Origin of the sequence: Pseudomonas sp. LTJR-52, from assembly GCF_003691465.1 — a bacterium.
Taxonomy (GTDB): Bacteria; Pseudomonadota; Gammaproteobacteria; order Pseudomonadales; family Pseudomonadaceae; genus Chryseomonas; species Chryseomonas luteola.
The window spans coordinates 4,768,194-4,785,635 of record NZ_CP033105.1 but is presented as its reverse complement, the minus strand read 5'-3'; the positions used below and the strand labels follow the sequence as shown (position 1 = coordinate 4,785,635).

Annotated in this window: 16 protein-coding genes; 7 read left to right on the top strand and 9 right to left on the bottom strand. The window is 54.3% G+C overall.

All coding sequences use genetic code 11. The features are described 5' to 3' along the window. Nucleotides 1–10 precede the first annotated feature (10 nt). Nucleotides 11–1,630, top strand: a complete 1,620-nt coding sequence (locus EAW52_RS22125) for an L-lactate permease (protein ID WP_122044087.1) — start codon at nt 11–13, stop codon at nt 1,628–1,630. A 61-nt stretch (nt 1,631–1,691) separates the two neighbouring features. Then, nucleotides 1,692–2,051, top strand: coding sequence for a DUF5064 family protein (locus EAW52_RS22120; protein WP_122044086.1), 360 nt, complete (start codon nt 1,692–1,694; stop codon nt 2,049–2,051). Nucleotides 2,052–2,147: 96 nt separating this feature from the next. On the opposite strand, the gene EAW52_RS22115 is transcribed toward EAW52_RS22120, so the two are convergent. After that, complete coding sequence (locus tag EAW52_RS22115) at nt 2,148–2,399, bottom strand: hypothetical protein (protein ID WP_010798611.1); 252 nt, start codon at nt 2,397–2,399, stop codon at nt 2,148–2,150. Between the two features lie 323 nt (nt 2,400–2,722). On the opposite strand from EAW52_RS22115, the gene EAW52_RS22110 reads away from it, so the two are divergent. After that, nucleotides 2,723–3,556, top strand: a complete 834-nt coding sequence (locus EAW52_RS22110; protein ID WP_122044085.1) for an oxaloacetate decarboxylase — start codon at nt 2,723–2,725, stop codon at nt 3,554–3,556. 6 nt (nt 3,557–3,562) lie between these two features. Here the strand turns inward: EAW52_RS22110 and EAW52_RS22105 are convergent, their stop codons facing one another. Then, a complete protein-coding gene (locus tag EAW52_RS22105) occupies nt 3,563–3,943 on the bottom strand; it encodes a hypothetical protein (RefSeq protein WP_010798613.1) in 381 nt (126 codons plus the stop codon). Nucleotides 3,944–4,133: 190 nt separating this feature from the next. Continuing rightward, on the bottom strand, nt 4,134–5,033 hold the full coding sequence (locus EAW52_RS22100) for a LysR family transcriptional regulator (RefSeq protein ID WP_122044084.1): 900 nt from the start codon (nt 5,031–5,033) through the stop codon (nt 4,134–4,136). Between the two features lie 168 nt (nt 5,034–5,201). Here EAW52_RS22100 and EAW52_RS22095 point away from each other — a divergent pair, with 168 nt between their 5' ends. Both EAW52_RS22095 and EAW52_RS22090 read left to right on the top strand, forming a co-directional pair. Further along, entirely contained in the window at nt 5,202–6,362 is a 1,161-nt protein-coding gene (locus EAW52_RS22095) for an aspartate aminotransferase family protein (RefSeq protein ID WP_372238934.1), read from the top strand. 2 nt (nt 6,363–6,364) lie between these two features. Further along, nucleotides 6,365–7,117, top strand: a complete 753-nt coding sequence (locus tag EAW52_RS22090; protein ID WP_122044082.1) for an SDR family NAD(P)-dependent oxidoreductase — start codon at nt 6,365–6,367, stop codon at nt 7,115–7,117. 152 nt (nt 7,118–7,269) lie between these two features. On the opposite strand, the gene EAW52_RS22085 is transcribed toward EAW52_RS22090, so the two are convergent. Further along, entirely contained in the window at nt 7,270–8,466 is a 1,197-nt protein-coding gene (locus EAW52_RS22085) for an MFS transporter (protein WP_122044081.1), read from the bottom strand. Nucleotides 8,467–8,553: 87 nt separating this feature from the next. On the opposite strand from EAW52_RS22085, the gene EAW52_RS22080 reads away from it, so the two are divergent. Together EAW52_RS22080 and alaC are read left to right on the top strand one after the other, a co-directional pair. Further along, nucleotides 8,554–9,051 carry a MarR family winged helix-turn-helix transcriptional regulator gene (locus EAW52_RS22080; RefSeq protein ID WP_122044080.1) on the top strand — a complete coding sequence of 166 codons (498 nt, stop codon included), beginning with the start codon at nt 8,554–8,556 and terminating at the stop codon, nt 9,049–9,051. Nucleotides 9,052–9,185: 134 nt separating this feature from the next. Continuing rightward, nucleotides 9,186–10,421 (top strand): alanine transaminase, encoded by a 1,236-nt coding sequence (gene alaC, locus EAW52_RS22075; RefSeq protein WP_122044079.1) that lies wholly within the window; start codon nt 9,186–9,188, stop codon nt 10,419–10,421. A gap of 52 nt (nt 10,422–10,473) precedes the next feature. Here the strand turns inward: alaC and ddlA are convergent, their stop codons facing one another. The 5 genes from ddlA to EAW52_RS22050 form a co-directional block, all read right to left on the bottom strand. Continuing rightward, nucleotides 10,474–11,568 (bottom strand): D-alanine--D-alanine ligase, encoded by a 1,095-nt coding sequence (ddlA, locus tag EAW52_RS22070; RefSeq protein WP_122044078.1) that lies wholly within the window; start codon nt 11,566–11,568, stop codon nt 10,474–10,476. 135 nt (nt 11,569–11,703) lie between these two features. Then, nucleotides 11,704–11,895: a hypothetical protein gene (locus tag EAW52_RS22065; protein WP_010798621.1), complete on the bottom strand. Its 192-nt coding sequence runs from the start codon at nt 11,893–11,895 to the stop codon at nt 11,704–11,706. A gap of 373 nt (nt 11,896–12,268) precedes the next feature. After that, nucleotides 12,269–14,038, bottom strand: coding sequence for a D-lactate dehydrogenase (gene dld, locus EAW52_RS22060; protein ID WP_122044077.1), 1,770 nt, complete (start codon nt 14,036–14,038; stop codon nt 12,269–12,271). 369 nt (nt 14,039–14,407) lie between these two features. Beyond that, entirely contained in the window at nt 14,408–16,210 is a 1,803-nt protein-coding gene (locus tag EAW52_RS22055) for a glycoside hydrolase family 15 protein (RefSeq protein WP_122044076.1), read from the bottom strand. Between the two features lie 11 nt (nt 16,211–16,221). Beyond that, complete coding sequence (locus EAW52_RS22050; RefSeq protein WP_074829320.1) at nt 16,222–17,115, bottom strand: SDR family oxidoreductase; 894 nt, start codon at nt 17,113–17,115, stop codon at nt 16,222–16,224. Nucleotides 17,116–17,442: the final 327 nt, after the last annotated feature.

The following is a 17,442-nucleotide window of genomic DNA, read 5'->3' as shown; positions in this document are numbered from 1 at the left end:
GAGCCCCGTCATGTGGCAACAACTATACGACCCGCTTGGTAACGCCTATCTCTCGGCTTTGGTGGCCGCTGTTCCTATCTTGTTCTTTCTGACAGCACTGACGCTTCTCAAGTTGAAAGGGCTGACCGCCTCCCTGTTGACCCTGGGCATTGCCGTGGTCTCCTCCCTGTTTCTGTTCGGCATGCCCCTTGGCAAAATCCTGAGCGCCGCACTGTTGGGCATCGCCAACGGTTTATGGCCGATTGGCTATATCGTGCTGATGGCGGTGTGGCTTTACAAACTGGCAGTCAAGAGCGGCAAGTTTGATGTCATCCGAGGCAGTATTGCCACCATTTCTGAAGATCAGCGCATTCAGGTCATCTTGATTGCGTTCTGCTTTGGTGGCTTTCTCGAGGGTGCTGCAGGCTTTGGTGTACCTATTGCCATCTGCGCGGCGCTTCTGGTCGAGTTGGGTTTTAAGCCGCTCAAGGCTGCCATGCTGTGCCTGCTGGCCAATGCTGCGGCCGGCGCCTATGGCGCCATCGGAATCCCGGTAATCGTTGGCGCGCAACAGGGCTCTGTGCCGCTGGATGACATGGCGCTGATGATGATCGCCATTGTTCAGCCAGCCACCCTGCTTATTCCGACGCTCTTGATCCTGGTACTGGATGGGTTGCGTGGCATCCGTGAAACCTGGCCGGTCCTTTTGTTGATCGGCGTGCTCTTCAGTGGTCTGCAGACGCTTACGCTGTATCTGCTAGGACCGGAGCTGGTGGATATCATCGCTCCGCTTGTATCCATGGGGGCTCTTGCGCTGTTTATGCAAGTTTGGCAGCCCAGGCGTATCTATCGCGAGTCCGACGCACCGCCACGCTCTACACAGCGTTGGTCTCTGATGCAGGTTCTGGCAGCCTGGTCGCCTTTTTATATTCTGACCGGAATCGTGCTGCTGTGGAGCCTGCCCGCATTCAAATCGCTGTTTGCAGCGCAGGGCCCGCTAGCGGCCAGCGTGCTCAAACTGAATGCCCCGTTTCTTCATCAGCAGATCGAAGAAATTTTACCAATTGCCGCTGTAGCTCATACCTTACCCGCTACCTGGAGCGTTGCGCTAATCAGCGCGCCGGGAACAGCTATTCTACTTTCAGTAATGTTAACCACACTGCTTTCTCCTACGCTTTCATGGCAGGGTGCAGGCGAGCAGTTGAAGCAGACCATAAAAGAGCTGTGGCGTCCCTTGATCATGATCTGCCTCATCATGGGTGTTGCCTATATCGCCAATTTTTCAGGTGCCTCTTCTACCATCGGGCTTGCCTTGGCAGAAACCGGAAGCATCTTTCCACTGCTTTCTCCTGCTATCGGCTGGCTGGGCGTTTTTATCACCGGCTCGGTGGTCAACAACAACACGCTATTTGCCCATCTGCAATCCGTGACAGCGCTTCAGATTGGCACCAGCCAGGCACTGCTTGTCGCCGCCAATACCAGCGGCGGCGTGATGGCCAAGCTGATTTCACCGCAATCGATCGCCATTGCCGCAGCCGCCGTGGATCAGGTAGGTGCTGAATATTCGATTATGAGAATGGTGCTTCAGTACAGCCTGGCACTGTTGGCGTATGTTTGCGTCTGGACATTCATACTGTCGCTGCTGATTTGACGGTTACATCATCAACCAGCAGCGTTGAAACGTTAGTGATCATTTCTGCAGGAGTTTGCTCATGTTCGTGCCCGGCCGCATCGAAGTCGATCAGGTTGCCAATGGATACCTTCCTGCCATGCATTTGCTACTGGAATATACGGTCGACCCTGTTTCCTCAAACCAGCATGCTCACTTTCACCTCTCAGGTCAGGTGGGCCAACGTACGGTAGAAGAAAAGTTTTCCATGCACCGAGACGAAGCCTATAACTTCCTGGCGGAAATTGATCATCGCCTGCGCCGCTATGGTGTGCCTCTACCCAAGGCGAGCGTCTTTACACATCACGAGGATTACGACCAGATGTTTGAAGATTTAAGAGAAAAACTGCATACCCAGCCGGGAGACCCCATAGATCTCGACCGGTTGGTAGGTGGTGAGTAAGCTGTCAGGGAGCGTTTAACAGCTCCAGCTTTTATCGCCTGTCCGAGTCGATGCCTGCCTGAGTTCTAGAACTCAGGCGCATGAGGCGGACTTTTATTACTGCTTGATACGTTCAAGAATCTGATTGGTCGTTGCGATGGCTTGCTTGTTGTTCTTTTCAACATCTTCACGAATCAACATAGCCAGAACGGTCAGAATGGAGGACCGGCAGATCTGAGACATCTCGCCTGACTCTTCCATCAGCAGGCGATAGAGAATCGATGAGGCAAGCTTACGGTCATAGGGTGGCAGTGAGTCGCTGCTGGCTAAAAGGGTAAGCTCTTCATTAAGCACGGCGTAGGCGTCCATTCGGCATATCCATAATGTTGAGCCTGGGCGCGGCTCTGATAAAAATGCCCTAAAAGTGAAGATCCTGACGATGGATCCCTGTACGCGAGCTTTGAGACACGACGTTTAAAAGAGTTTAGTGCCAGCTGTCGCTTCCATAGGCCATCGATGAGATTAGTCGACTCCGTCTCAATTCAGTTCAGGAAATCGCATCCCTTGTTTCCGCTGACAGACGGCGGTCTGCTCCAGCAATGACTGCGTCAAGATGCAGGACCCGGTTTGACTGCACGTCGTCAAAGCAGCTGCAAGAATTACCTGACTATTGAGCCTGAAAGGACCTAGCCATGGATGTTTTCGAGAAAGCGGCACTCTTCAAGAAACTTCATACGTATGATCAACCGCTGATCCTGCCCAATCCATGGGATGCCGGTAGCGCCCGCATATTGAGCCGGCTTGGCTTCGAGGCCTTGGCAACGACCAGCGCAGGATTGGCCTTCAGCCTGGGGCGCCAGGATGCACGCGGGAGCCTTTCCCGTGATTGCGTGTTGGCCAATGCGGAAAGTATCGTTCTGGCAACCGACCTGCCGGTCAGCGCAGACCTGGAAAACGGCTTTGGTGACTCGCCAGAAGCAGTGAGCGAAACGATACAGCGGGCGGCTGAAATAGGACTGGCAGGCGGCTCGATCGAGGATGCCACCGGCAACGCAAGCTCACCGCTCTACGACTTCAACCATGCGGTGGAGCGTATCGCGGCTGCAGCTGAAGCCGTGAAGGAGCTGGGTTACCCTTTCATGCTGGTCGCACGTGCTGAGACCTATACCTGTGGTGGTGCAAGCCTCGATGATACGGTGCGGCGTCTCCAAGCCTACGAAGCAGCAGGAGCAGATGTCTTGTATGCGCCCGGACTGCCTGATCTGGAAGCCATACGGCTGGTTTGCGAGTCCGTATCCAAGCCAGTCAATGTTGTGATGGGCCTGTCTGGAGCGAACTATAGCGTGAGTGAGCTGGCCGAAGCGGGAGTCAAACGGATAAGTCTGGGTAGCTCATTGGCGCGAGCGGCATGGAGTGGATTTATCGCAGCGGCATTGGAAGCTCGCGACGAAGGCACATTCGGCTTTGCCGAAAGCGCCGTTTCTTTCGCAGAAATCAACAACTGGATGAACAGAGACGGAGAGTAGAACGCATCATCCTACTGAAGGTACCTCATTGCTTCCAGGCTGGCCCATCAACTGCCCAACCAGGGCACGTGCCAGCTTGAGGCATTCGAGGGCCGCCTGTTCCAGCGTTTCCTGACCGGAAAAAGAGGAAGCATCAATCAGCGTCATGGCAGCATCAAGCATCTGAGCCTGATTGGAAAACTCGTTTCTCAGCTCTGTATCTGAAAGATCAGTCATTAAATTGGCGTCTGTCGCTTGACCATCTGCACGTCCATCATTAGACGCGTGCTCCCTCAGGATCAGATTGATGAACGCATATTCATCCTTTGTGAGATCAAAAGCGCTACCCTCCTGCTGTGCAGCAGGATTTAGCAATCTGTCCGCCGTGCCTGTATAACGTGTTTTCATGATTGATCGTGATGAACTACATCTGAATGTTCAGTATCAATTCGCTCGACCAGTGTTATTGACAAGTCATTAAGCACATGATCCACCTGTTATACGTATCGGTTATCGAGGCGTTAACTTAAGGGTAGCAAGATAAAAGCAACAGTTGTGCCAGTTGGCAACAGCTATGTTTGAGCGGAGAGCAGCATCCTTACCTAAAGGTCTCTAACGCATAATCAACAAAACTGCGGAGTTTGGGTGAGCGATAACGGTCCTGGGAATAGACTAGGTGCATGGGCCTGCTGGGTAATTGATAATGGTCCAGCAGCTTGACCAACCTGCCCTGCTGCAGATCTTGCCACACGAGGACGTTAGGTAGCATAACGATCCCGATCCCACTGAGCGCGGCCTGCCGAAGCCCCTGGGCACTGTTGACTATGACACGGCCACTGATATCGATGGAAACCTCGCCTTCCGGTCCGCTCAAGCACCAACGCTTTTCGGTCCATTGCCACTCCGTGCCGGCAGGATAGGCGAAGGACAAGCATTCGTGGTGGGAAAGCTCTTCCGGCCGCTCTGGGTAACCATGCCGCTGTAGATACTCAGGCGATGCACATATCGTCAGGCCATAGTCCATCAGTGGTCGGGCAATGAGCCGTGACGCATCCAGCGTGCCCAGGCGAATGGCGACATCGAAACCCTCCTCAACTAGATCGACCACTCGATCCGTTAATACCACGTCGAGCCTGATTTCTGGGTACTGGGCCAGATAGTCTGCCAAGGCAGGCATCAGGCATTCCGAGCCAAACGTGGGCGGTGCCGTGAGACGTAAGACTCCATGAGGGTTAGCCTGCGCCTGCTCAGCCAGACGCTCCGAATCGGCTACGAGACCCAGCACCTCGACGCACCGCTGATAATAGACCGACCCGAACTCTGTCAGGCTTTGCCGCCGAGTAGTTCTGCGCAAAAGACTCATGCCGAGGCGCTTCTCCAACGCGCGGAGATGGTTGCCGACCATCGTAGTGGACAATCCACACTGTTCACCTGCTGCAGTCATGCTGCCACTTTCGACTACACGTACAAATACCGTCATGGCTTGATAAAGATCCATTTTAAAGCCTGGATTCAAAGTGATAGAACAATCATAGCGTTTATCTCATATTGCTACATAAAGATACTCAAGCCTTCTCTAATAGGGGGCTTTATGACAGCTATCTCTTCAACCTCTACCTTCGGATTTGGCCAGACGTCTGCATTTACAGGCTCATCCCTGCCCTTGATGCAGACATATAGCCCGTTGACGGTCAGCTTTGTAAGGGGCAAGGGAACGCGAGTTTGGGATCAGCAAGGAACCGAATATCTGGATGCTGTTGCGGGTATTGCGGTAACCAATATAGGTCACTCCCACCCGCGGATTACCCAAGTCATTCAGGAGCAGGCCGACCTGCTGATGCACACCTCCAATCACTACAGCATTACCTGGCAGCACGAGTTGGCCGAGCGCCTGACAAAGCTTACAGGTATGCAGCGCGTGTTCTTTGGCAATTCGGGCTCGGAGGCCAACGAGGCCGCTTTTAAACTTGCCCGTCGGTATGCTCAGCATAAAGGCGTCTTAACACCCAAGGTGGTCGTGATGGAAAATGCATTTCATGGGCGTTCACTCGCCATGATATCTGCCAGCGACAGCCCTAGTGTTCGCAACGGCTTCGGGCCGTTGATCAACGACTTTGTCAGGATACCGTTTGGTGACTTGGACGCACTTGACGCCGTAACCCAACGGTATGGTGACCAGATTGTAGCATTGCTGGTTGAGCCCATTCAGGGAGAAGCCGGCGTGATAGCGCCACCCGTGGGTTACCTTACCGCGTTACGTACGCATTGCACGCGCAACGGCTGGTTGCTCATGCTGGATGAAATTCAGAGCGGCATGGGTCGTACAGGTGCCTGGTTCGCCTATCAACATGAAGGCATCCAACCCGACGTCGTTACACTCGCCAAAGCGCTTGCCAATGGCTTGCCTATTGGCGCTTGCCTGGCAGCCGGCATTGCTGCCGATCTTTTCACACCAGGAAGCCATGGCAGTACCTTTGGTGGAAATCCGCTCGTATGTCGAGTGGGATGTGCGGTGCTGGATGTTATCAAGGAAGAAGGCTTGGTCCTGCATGCGGCACAACGGGGTACACAGCTCAAGGGCCACCTCGAGAACCGCTTGAGCCACCTCCCACAGGTTCAGGCAATACGCGGCCATGGTCTCCTGCTGGGCATTCAGTTGAATAATCCCTGTCGATCATTGATGCAACGGGCGCTTGACCGGCATCGCCTGCTAATCAATGTCACGCGGGAAAATACTATTCGCCTGTTACCGCCATTGATCATCAGCGAAGCGGAAGTCGACACGCTTGCGGACGCCATACACGATCTGGTTAGCCAGGAGTGGTAATCATGGATATTTGTCTTGACGACAAGACGGCGCTGGTCACGGGTGCAAGCGCTGGTATAGGGGCTGGTATTGCGAAGCTATTGGCTGCCGAGGGTGTCAACCTCGTTCTGCTTGCCAGGGATACGGAGCGGTTGCAGGCCGTTGCTTGTGAGGCGTCCATGCTGGGCGCCCCTACCGTAAAGCTTCTTACAGGGGACTTGGCTGACGAAGATGCGTTGCACAGTGTGCTTGAAGCGATCGAAGGTAGCGTCATTGATATTCTGGTCAATGCCGCTGGCGCCTCGCGTCCTGTCGCATTGAGGGCAAGCGAAGAGGAGTGGCGCCAAGCCTTTCTGCTCAATTTCATTGCAGCCCGGCGGCTGACCCATGCCGTACTTCCCGCTATGCAGAACAGACGTTGGGGCCGGATCATTTCAATCAGCGGGTCCATGGAGCCGCGCAGCTTGAACGCGGCGAGCGCAGCCAAGGGTGCCCTGCATCTCTGGTCGAAGGGACTGTCTTGTGAGGTCGCCATGCAAGGCATTACCGTCAACTGTATTGCACCGGGTCGAATCCATAGCAGGCAGGTCATGACCCAGCTACACCCTTCTGCTGAAGCCAAGGCTGACTTCGTTCAGCGTCATATTCCGGCCGGTTATTTTGGCGAGCCTGAAGACGTTGCTGCATTGGTCGCGTTTCTCGCCTCACCACTGGCACGCTACATCACCGGCGCGGTTATTCCGGTAGATGGCGGTATGCATTATTTTGCACACTGACATACGAACCCTATCTGATTTTATCTCCAGAGGGTCCAGAAAGGCTTCGTTGCCTCTGCCACGCAGCCGTTCGACTCAAACCGGGATGCGAGTCAGCTACCCTAAATGGAAAGGCGGTCGGTGCTGGACCAGACTGACCGCCAAGGTTGCACCTAGCGAGGCTGTAAACGCCAGCTATGAGACTCGAACTGAGCGGCAGGCTTAAAACGCATCACGATTGTCATCAGCACCACAATACCGAATGCCATCAGCAGCCATGCCTGGGAAAGATTGGTTGAGTGTTCTCGTATCAACCCCGCCAGGAAGGGCATACCGCTGGCAATGATATAACCACCCCCCTGTACGAACCCCATCAACGCGCCGGCGCCTTTGGCATCGCTGACGTGGTCCATAGTCACGATCAGGGAGAGCGGAAAAAGTGCGCCGATTCCGATACCGAGCAATACGGCGGCAGGAATGGCCATTGACAAGGGCGCGATCACGAGTCCTGCCAACCCCGCCAATATCAGCAGCAACATACCTAATAACGGAACACGCCGATCAGGAAAGCGGCCGATGAACATTGATACGGAAAGCCCTGCTGCTACTTCCGTTAGCGTCAGTGCGCCGAGCAGATAGCCGCTGTCAGCTGCAGACCACCCCAACTGAACATAGAACGGCGGGAGCCAGGCGAGTACCAATGTATACGCACCAGTACCGATACCAAAAGCCGCCATCAGCAACCAGGCTCTACCGGCACTCAACGGGAGCCGGACGGGCACGGTGGCGGCCGGTGCAGTTTCATGTGAGGCAGTCTGACTCCACGCCAGCGCACCCAGGACCGCAGGAACGGACCACAGGGCAAAAGTGATTTCCCAATTACCGGTGATCTGTGTCAGCGGCGACGCTGACGCTGCAGCAAGCGCGGCCCCACCCATGATACCGGTGGTGTAAAGCCCCATCAGCATACCTACACGGGTAGGAAAGTGACGTTTGATATAAGCGGGCAGTAGCGCCTGTACCAACGCGATACCCAGCCCTGCAAGCATGGCCGTCAGGACAAGTCCGGTTGTCGAAGGCAGCAGCCAGCGTAATACACCTGCAAACGCAATCGCCACTACGCCAGCCATAACCCCTTTATATTCCCCCAAAAGCACCTGAAGCCGTGAACCAAACAAGGCACCCACGCCCATTGCGAATACGGGCAATGTCGTCAGCAGACCTGCCGAAGCATTGGTAAGCCCAGTCGTATGCTGGATTTCATCGAGCAATGGTCCAATCGCAGCCAGGATGGGCCTTAGGTTAAGGCTAACCAGCATCAGGGCCAACACTACTGGCCAGGTTCTATAGGTGTGGTTCGAAGCAGTCATGCACAACTCCTTTTTGATTGTCTGGATTAACCTCTCTATAATTACCTTAATGCAAAGTATCTTAACGTCAAGATATTAGGATAAAATATGACTGATCGAGCCCTGCTTGCTGCTCAGCAGTGGAAAACCCAACGGCCGGATATAGACCCCTTCCCCATGCAGGTCCTGGGGAGATTTGGTGAACTTGCCCAGCTGATTACGCGGGATTACATCAATCCCTTCTTTGCCCGCTATGAATTGCATCCCGGAGAGTTTGATGTATTGGCCACCCTGCGGCGCTCGGGAGAGCCATTTGCACTGACGCCAACGGCGCTTTATGAGGCGGCAATGATCTCTTCAGGTGGCATGACCAACCGCCTGGATCGTCTGGAGCGGGCCGAATTGATAGAGCGGCGCAAACACCCCTCTGACCGCCGCGGTACACTGGTCGCCTTGACAGACAAGGGGCGAATGCTGATCGATGAGATGCTGGCGCCGCATGTTGAAAACGAGCGCCAGGTATTGGCTGCACTGACCGCTGCAGAACAGCATCAACTGGATCAACTCCTGGGCAAGCTGATCGCAGGCCTTTCGAAGGGTGTGTAATACAGAAAGTCATTAAATAAAAAGAAAACTGTCTATGCCGCTTCGCTTTTCTCTCGGCTACAGTCATGTCACGTCACATGCGGTGACCTGCGTCGCTCGGACGGTTTCGGGCGCTTACGTCTATCGAGGAAAACATGGCTGACTCCAGCTCCATGCGTCGCTTCACGCGTATTGATCGTCTCCCCCCTTACGTTTTCAACATTACCGCTGAACTCAAGCTGGCCGCCCGCCGCCGTGGCGAGGATATTATCGACCTAAGCATGGGTAATCCGGACGGCGCCACACCGCCTCACATTGTGGAAAAGCTGTGCCAGGTCGCCCAGCGTGAAGACACTCACGGCTACTCCAGCTCTAAAGGCATTCCTCGCCTGCGCCGCGCCATCTCGCGCTGGTATCAGGATCGTTATTCAGTCGAAATTGATCCGGAGTCCGAAGCCATCGTCACGATTGGGTCAAAGGAAGGTCTCGCCCATCTTATGCTGGCAACCCTGGACGCCGGCGACACGGTACTGGTACCCAACCCCAGCTATCCGATTCATATCTATGGTGCTGTTATTGCAGGTGCCCAGGTACGCTCCGTACCGCTGGTACCGGGTATGGACTTTTTTGCCGAGCTTGAGCGGGCTATTCGCGAAAGTATTCCCAAGCCAAAGATGATGATCCTGGGGTTTCCATCCAATCCCACGGCTCAATGCGTTGAGCTTGAGTTTTTCGAACGCGTCATCGCCCTGGCCAAGCAATACAACGTTCTGGTCGTTCACGACCTCGCCTATGCCGACATCGTGTTCGACGGCTGGAAGGCACCGTCCATCATGCAAGTACCGAGTGCCAAGGACATCGCCGTCGAGTTCTTCACTCTGTCAAAAAGCTACAACATGGCCGGCTGGCGAATCGGCTTCATGGTAGGCAACCCCGAGTTGGTCAGTGCGCTGGCGCGTATCAAGAGTTATCACGATTACGGGACATTTACGCCATTACAGGTAGCTGCGATTGCGGCACTGGAAGGCGATCAGCAATGCGTACGTGATATTGCTGCGCAGTACCAACAACGTCGGGATGTATTGGTGAAAGGTCTGCATGAAGCGGGCTGGATGGTTGAGAACCCAAAGGCATCGATGTATGTCTGGGCCAAAATCCCTGAAGCCTATGCGCGCCTGGGCTCGCTTGAATTTGCCAAGAAGCTGCTGGCGGATGCCAAGGTATCGGTCTCACCCGGGATTGGATTTGGAGACTACGGGGACGACCATGTCCGCTTCGCGTTGATCGAAAACCAGGACCGTATTCGTCAGGCCGTGCGGGGTATCAAGGCCATGTTCCGGGCCGACGGCATCCTTGCCAAACCCGCGGCTCAAAAGGCTGTAAGGCTGTAAGGCTGTAAGGCTGAACAAAGGCTAAGGCGGACTGCCTTAGCCTTCTTCTCGACTAACGTGAATGCTTAAGTGCACGCTCCTGGGCATGACGCTCCTGCGCCAGCTCAATTAGCCGGGTGATCAAATCCTGATAAGACAGCCCGCTAGCTTCCCAGAGCTTGGGATACATGCTGATATTAGTGAAACCCGGGAGGGTATTGACCTCATTGATCAAGACCTCGCCACTGGCTGTCAGAAACACATCGACCCTTGCCAGTCCTGAACATCCCAGCACTTTGAATGCGTTCAACGCCAGTGAGCGTATGCGCTCGCTGATCACAGATGGTAGATCCGCCGGGACATTGACCTCAGCCGCTGCGTCATCAATATATTTGGTGTCGTATGAGTAGAAACCACTGTGCACAACGATTTCTCCGCACGCACTGGCGACCGGCTCCTCGTTTCCGAGAACTGCACACTCGATTTCACGCCCCTTGACGGCCTGCTCTACCAACACCTTGGTATCGTAGGCAAATGCCTGAGCCATTGCATCAAGGTATTCGGCTTCCGTTTCCGCCTTGCTGACACCTACGGACGAACCTTGATTGGCAGGTTTGACGAACACCGGCGTCCCCAACGCTGCGGTGACCTCACTGAATGAAGTGCGGGCAGCGGTCAGGCGGCTGAATGTCAGGAAGGGAGTAACCGGTAATCCCGCATCACGCAGTAGCCGCTTGGTAACATCCTTATCCATGCAGACAGCAGACCCCAGCACGCCAGACCCCACGAAAGGCAGATCGGCCATGCGGAGAAGCCCTTGAAGAGAACCGTCTTCGCCCAAAGGTCCGTGCACAATCGGGAAAATGACATCAATTTGCCCCAGCGCCTGGGCAGAAGAGGTTTCAATCAGTTGCTGCTCACGCTGTCCTGGCACAAGGGCCAAGGCTCGATTGGACCGATTGAGTGCAATGAGCGCGGGGTTCTCAGCGTGAAGCAGATAATCGGACGCATCATTGAGATGCCATCGGCCTTCCTTGTCGATTCCGATAAGAATGACCTCGAATTTCGCCTTGTCGATGGCGTCGACAATATTTTTGGCGGATTGTAATGAAACCTCATGCTCCGAAGAGCGACCGCCAAAGATGACCCCTACTCGCGTCTTGCTCACGACCCTGCTCCTCAAGCGTTATACGCAGCCATAGGATACAGGGCAGAAGCAATTTGAAAATCGGGGCTATTGAATTATCGATTAGAAAACTGATTACGCGAACCAGAATCGCCCAGCCTGAATAAAACACAGTTGTCAGGCACTAACGCCCTGATGCTGCCATTCGGCTTCAAGCTGAGCCTCCAGCAAACTCAAGGTATTATAGGCTTCCGAGTAATCCAGAAAAGTTTTCTGGACGAGCAGGCGGGCCTGGTCTACCTTTATCTGGTACTGACGAATTTCCTTCTGCAGCTCTACGAGCCGTCTCGCCTTATCTCTTTCCGCCACGCCATCACCCTCCATGAGACCTGAAAAGAGGCGGGCTATTATGTGCTGCAGATCACATTACGAAAATACCGTCTGTCTATCTTTTTAGACCGTTAAGCGGCTTTATCATTGACTAATATCATAATGACATCCAGCGATATGGCTACGGTCTTTTACTTCTCCTAAGGTAAAACAGACATACCAATCCTGAGTCTTTGCTCTTGATGATCGGAGACATACCGGTAAGCCGTCATGCTTTCTTCATCGCGTATTCATCATTTCTTCACATTCGATACGTAGTATTTATATCGACCGCTTTAGTTTCCCCACGGTTACCCGTTCTAATGCGGTCATTTTATTCTCTTCGCCTGTTTTAACTCAGCATCTAATTTCTTTACTCAATCACCCTTCCCGCCTGTATTCCCGGCTCTGCCCAATGGCTGCACTTGCTGGTGTGTCCGATGCCAGGGTTGAAGCTATTGCATGGATCGAGCTTGCGGTAGAACGCTTTTAGGCCCGGCTTGGCATGGTAGAGATGGCCCACGTTGTGTTCTGCCGGATACTCTGCACCACGCTGATCCAGTAAGTCCCACATGCGATGCTCAATCGCCAGACAGTCATTACCTTTCTTGACGATGTAATCCTGATGGAAAACATGGCAGAAGAAATGACCGTAGTACAGCTTATGGACAAGCTTGCCATCGAGGTCAGCGGGAAGCGTTTCGAACCACTCCCGGTCATTGCGTCTCAATGCAATGTCCAGCGCCACGATGTCTTCCACCTCCTTAGGGTGAACGTCCCGATAACGTATCGCTGCGCTGGCAGCGGCAAAGCGATGCAGGAACGCCTTGCGCCCCTCCTCAGCGGTACACCTGAAATAGGCACCACGGGCTTGACCGAAAAAGCTGTCCAGGTAACGCTGCGTCTCATCGATCAAAGGGCCCGCGACCTTGAGTATCAAATGATGCTCATACTGATCCCGATACGCTTTCATTCGCTTGGGCAGATGGCTTGGGAACAACCGGCTCAGTGCCTGCAGAACCCGGTCACCCAGGTGCGATGGTAGAAAGCTGAAACGGTTGAATACCTCATCGAAACGGCTCTTGAGCGAGAACAACTTGGGCAGCCTTTCGGTGCCCAGGCGGTCGATGATGAGAAAAGTGTCTTTGCCGTAGGCTTCTGCGACATCGAAGGCATCTCGATGCATGTACTCACCGGCAATGGGTAATTGCGGAAAGTTGGCGAGCATATGCCGCCGGATTTCCGTAAGGTCGGCGGTATCGTTAGTGCCGATATAGAACACCGCGGTATCTTTCTCGATGGGAAAGGTATCCAGCCGAACCGCAAAAACAGCCAGCTTTCCTGCGCTGCCAGAAGCCTCGTACAAGCGGCTCGTGTCGGCGTTGAAGCGCGCCGGGGTATCAGCATCCACCTCCCGCACATGGCTGGTGTAGCCCTTGTCAGAGCCGGCCCCTGCGTCACGTTCGATGTCGGCTTCACTGTACTGGTGATTATCCAGCCGCGTCAGGATTTCCTCCGGCGTACTGCCTAGCGCAACACCAAGGTGATTGACCAGATGAAGCTCACCACGCTCATCCAGACGTGCATAAAGCGCCATCTGGGTATAAGCCGGGCCGCGCTGGATAAGCGAACCGCCTGAATTGTTACAGACACCACCCAGCACGGACGCACCGATGCAAGAGGAGCCAATCACCGAATGAGGCTCCCGGCCGTGAACTTTCAGCTCTCGCTCCAGCTGATCAAGGGTGGACCCAGGAAAACAGATCACCTGCTCTCCATTCATGATCAGCTGGATCCTCTTCATGCGCATGGTATTGATGAGCACAATGTCACGGTCGTAATCGTTGCCGTCGGGCGTTGATCCGCCTGTAAGCCCTGTATTGGCCGCCTGCATGATGATAATCGTATTGGCTTTCACACAAGCCTTGACCACCTCCCACTGCTCCAGAAGCGAACCTGGCTGAACGACGGCAATCGCATCACCCGTACCAAAGCGATACCCGCTGCGAAATCGCTTTGTGCGAGAGGGGTCGGTCAATACGTGCTGAGGGCCGACCACCCCTTTCAAATGGTGAATAAGCGCCTCCCTGTCATGAGCAATGGCGTCGTCTACAGCAGGAGCGACGGACGATGACGCGTGCATAAGAACTCCAAAGGCAGTAGCTAAAGATTGGCTTCCTCCATGGTAGACCTGACTCCCCCGCGCTTCCACCCACTCGCGGCGAAGGTCTAATCCCGTGAGAAACTACCGTTATCCTTTCAGAGAAGAAGAAATAATCCGGTAATTGTCAGGCTTTCTGATTTGAAACCTTCGTCTTCAAGAAGACGTTAATTACAGGTTTGAGCGGGTATAAGGCCACTTGGGAAGAGAAGTATTAGAGTCGCTACAAAACCTGACTTTTAGTCAGGCCTGTGCAGGCAAACGCAGGCTTGATACCTATTAAATCTGCTATTCCCAATCCTAGCATCGTCTGTCTGCGCTCATTAGAGAGGTTTTGTTAACCGCTCTTACTCAGGACTCGGTCTTGGCAGGGTCATCAACGGCTAGAATGGCATGGATCATGGCAAGATGACTTAAACCTTGAGGGAAGTTGCCCAGTGCTTCGCCGGTCTGGGGGTCCATCATCTCAGTCATCAACCCCACCCCGTTGGTTGATACCTTCAGCACGTCCTCCATCAATGCCTTGGCGCGCTCGTTGTCACCCAGCACAGCATAAGCTTCAACCAGCCAGAACGAACAGGCCAGAAACGCGCCCTCTTCTTTCTCCGCACCGCTATAGCGATACACCAGCGGGCCGCGCGCCAGTTCACGATGGATTGCTTCACACGTGGTGATCAACCGCTGCTTGCTCTCAAAGCCGAAGCGAATAGCAAGCAAGAGACCGGCGTCCAGCTTGTCAGTACCGGCATAGAAGGTGTAAGCCTGCTTGGCCTCGGACCAGCAATGTTCATCAATCCAGTCACGGACACGGTCACGCTCACGCTCCCAGCGCTTTTGCATCGTATCGGGAATGTGACCCTTTTCTGCCAACTTGACTGCTCGATTCAAGGCAAACCAGCAGCCTAACTTGGACATGGTGTAATGCTGCTCTTCTTCCAGCTCCCACATCCCGGCGTCCTTGCAACGCCATTGATCAGCGCAGAGATTGGCCAGCTCGACCAGCATTCCGGCGGTATTAAAATCCAGGATATGACCGCCCTCCACATACATGAGGATGGTTTCTAAAAGATCGCCATACAGGCTCAGCTGGCATTGATAACTTGCTCGGTTGCCTACTCGAACAGGGCTGGACTTTCGATAGCCCGGCACATTGATCACCCGCTCTTCCGGCGCCTTATCGCCCTCTAGAGTAAAGCAGGTATGTAGACGGTGGCCGTGCCGACGGATGACGTTCTGCAACCACGCCAGCGCAGCCTGTGCTTCTGCCATGGCACCAATGCGCAGGAATGCTTTGATGGTAAACACCGCATCTCGTACCCATGCATAGCGGTACTCGTAATTCTTGTCGCCTCCCAATCTTTCAGGCAGCCCACACGTAGGTGCCGCCACGATAGCGCCACTTGGCGAATACAAGAGAAGTTTTAGCGCCAGAGCCGAACGAATGACTGCTTCCTTGAACACCCCCTGGTATTGCAGGCCTTCAGCCCATTCTCGCCACGCCATGTCACTGCGATCAATACGCTTGTCGACTTCCTCAAGTGTTGGCACAGCCAACGGCTCATTCTCGGTCGCCATCAGCGCCAATACCGTACGGTCCCCTTGTTTCAACGTAACGTGTGCACGCACCAGCCGGTCGGTACATTCATCAATCATCACCTCATCGCCGTAGCACAGCATGGCCATCAGACCATCGATATGCATCACTTCACCGTTCGGTGTCTGGCGAATCCACGGTGAGATGGTCTGGCCTCGCGTACCAGGCATTAACTCGATACTAAGCGTTACCTCACCCTGTACGCCCTCGATACGTCGCCCTAGCTCGGACCAAGGCAAGCGGCCAGCAGATCCACTGTTAAGCGACTCGGTCAGGCGGACCTGACCCGAGTCGGTCTCAAACAACGTCTCCAGTACATTGCTGCTTTGCAGATAGGCACGTCGGGCTGTGTAGGGTTGGACAGGGGTAATCGAAAAATAACCACCGCTAGGCGCATCCAGCAGACGATCAAACAGAGGGGGTGAGTCCATATTGGGGGCACACCACCAATCGATGGAGCCGTCAGCCGCTACCAGGGCGACCGAGCGGCCATCACTTAACGCAGCATAATTTTCCAGGGGCGCGTACCCCTCAATGCGGTGCGTCTCGAACGTCTGCATGATGCGATCCGTCAGGCCATGCCGCCGGTTGCGCCGTATACTTCACCCGTCACATAGCTGGACTCCTGAGAAGCCAGAATGACGTAAATCGGAGCCAGCTCTGCCGGTTGGCCAGGCCTCTTGAAGACAGTCTCGCTGCCAAACGACGGAATCTTCTCTTGAGGCTGGCCGCCGCTGGGCTGAAGTGGAGTCCAGAAGGGTCCGGGTGCTACCGCATTGACACGGATACCCTTGGAAATGACCTGTTTGGCCAACGCCTTGGTAAAGGCAGTGATTGCCGCTTTAGTAGGCGCGTAATCCAGTAGGGTTTCCGACGGTTGCACGGCCTGAATGGACGTGGTGTTGATGATAGCAGCACCGGCCGGCATATGCGGAATTGCTGCCTTGCATAGCCAGAACAGCGCATACACATTGGTCTTGTAGGTAGCGTCGAATTGATCAGTGGTCAAATTGGCGATGTCTTCAACGGCTGTCTGCTTACCTGCCACGTTGACCAGAATATCTAGTCCACCCAGTGCATCCTTGGCTTTGCCAATCAATTCATTGCAAAAGGCCTCGCTTTTCAGGTCGCCCGGAACGCAAACCGCCTTACGACCTTCCGCTTCGATCAGTTGTACAACTTCTTTCGCATCCGCCTCTTCTTCAGGCAGATAATTCAGCACGATGTCAGCCCCCTCGCGCGCATAAGCGATTGCAGTTGCTCGCCCGATACCCGAGTCCGCGCCGGTAATAAGCGCCTTGCGGCCCGCAAGACGTCCAAATCCCTTGTAACTGGTTTCACCGTGATCAGGGCGTGGCTGCATGTCCTGAGCGAGACCGGGCGGATTTTGAGGCTGCTTCGGAAATTCTGGCTGGGGATATTGGGTCAGGGGATTCTGCATGGTGTACTGGTTATCAGTAGGCATAAAATAGTTCTCTCGTCAGTGACGCCGCGATGAAAAGATGAAGGCGGCTTGGATAAAGACAGCGGACGTGTCCAAGTGCTGTCTAAAAATGGGAAAGCCTGACTGAGGGGATGGTTCCGTCCGATTTCGGACAGGCATGTGCGCTTCGTCTATTAATCACCGGCTGCACACCGAGGCGGTCGCAATAGCGGCGCAAACTTTTGGGCACCGGAGCAGAGAATCCAGAAGATGTTATTAAGCATCGTCTATCATCGCGATGAGGGCGCCCCATAGTCTGGAGAGGAGAAACTATTAGGCCAATGCTGACCAGAAGATTCGTGACGATCC

What these genes read in the sequence shown, in the direction of transcription:
- EAW52_RS22125 (WP_122044087.1), top strand. Translation starts at nt 11, where the DNA reads ATGTGGCAACAACTATACGACCCGCTTGGTAACGCCTATCTCTCGGCT.
- EAW52_RS22100 (WP_122044084.1), bottom strand. Translation starts at nt 5,033, where the DNA reads ATGGATCTTTATCAAGCCATGACGGTATTTGTACGTGTAGTCGAAAGT.
- EAW52_RS22050 (WP_074829320.1), bottom strand. Translation starts at nt 17,115, where the DNA reads ATGCCTACTGATAACCAGTACACCATGCAGAATCCCCTGACCCAATAT.
- EAW52_RS22120 (WP_122044086.1), top strand. Translation starts at nt 1,692, where the DNA reads ATGTTCGTGCCCGGCCGCATCGAAGTCGATCAGGTTGCCAATGGATAC.
- alaC (WP_122044079.1), top strand. Translation starts at nt 9,186, where the DNA reads ATGGCTGACTCCAGCTCCATGCGTCGCTTCACGCGTATTGATCGTCTC.
- dld (WP_122044077.1), bottom strand. Translation starts at nt 14,038, where the DNA reads ATGCACGCGTCATCGTCCGTCGCTCCTGCTGTAGACGACGCCATTGCT.
- EAW52_RS22090 (WP_122044082.1), top strand. Translation starts at nt 6,365, where the DNA reads ATGGATATTTGTCTTGACGACAAGACGGCGCTGGTCACGGGTGCAAGC.
- EAW52_RS22080 (WP_122044080.1), top strand. Translation starts at nt 8,554, where the DNA reads ATGACTGATCGAGCCCTGCTTGCTGCTCAGCAGTGGAAAACCCAACGG.
- EAW52_RS22055 (WP_122044076.1), bottom strand. Translation starts at nt 16,210, where the DNA reads ATGCAGACGTTCGAGACGCACCGCATTGAGGGGTACGCGCCCCTGGAA.
- EAW52_RS22115 (WP_010798611.1), bottom strand. Translation starts at nt 2,399, where the DNA reads ATGGACGCCTACGCCGTGCTTAATGAAGAGCTTACCCTTTTAGCCAGC.
- EAW52_RS22110 (WP_122044085.1), top strand. Translation starts at nt 2,723, where the DNA reads ATGGATGTTTTCGAGAAAGCGGCACTCTTCAAGAAACTTCATACGTAT.
- EAW52_RS22095 (WP_372238934.1), top strand. Translation starts at nt 5,202, where the DNA reads ATGCAGACATATAGCCCGTTGACGGTCAGCTTTGTAAGGGGCAAGGGA.
- EAW52_RS22085 (WP_122044081.1), bottom strand. Translation starts at nt 8,466, where the DNA reads ATGACTGCTTCGAACCACACCTATAGAACCTGGCCAGTAGTGTTGGCC.
- EAW52_RS22105 (WP_010798613.1), bottom strand. Translation starts at nt 3,943, where the DNA reads ATGAAAACACGTTATACAGGCACGGCGGACAGATTGCTAAATCCTGCT.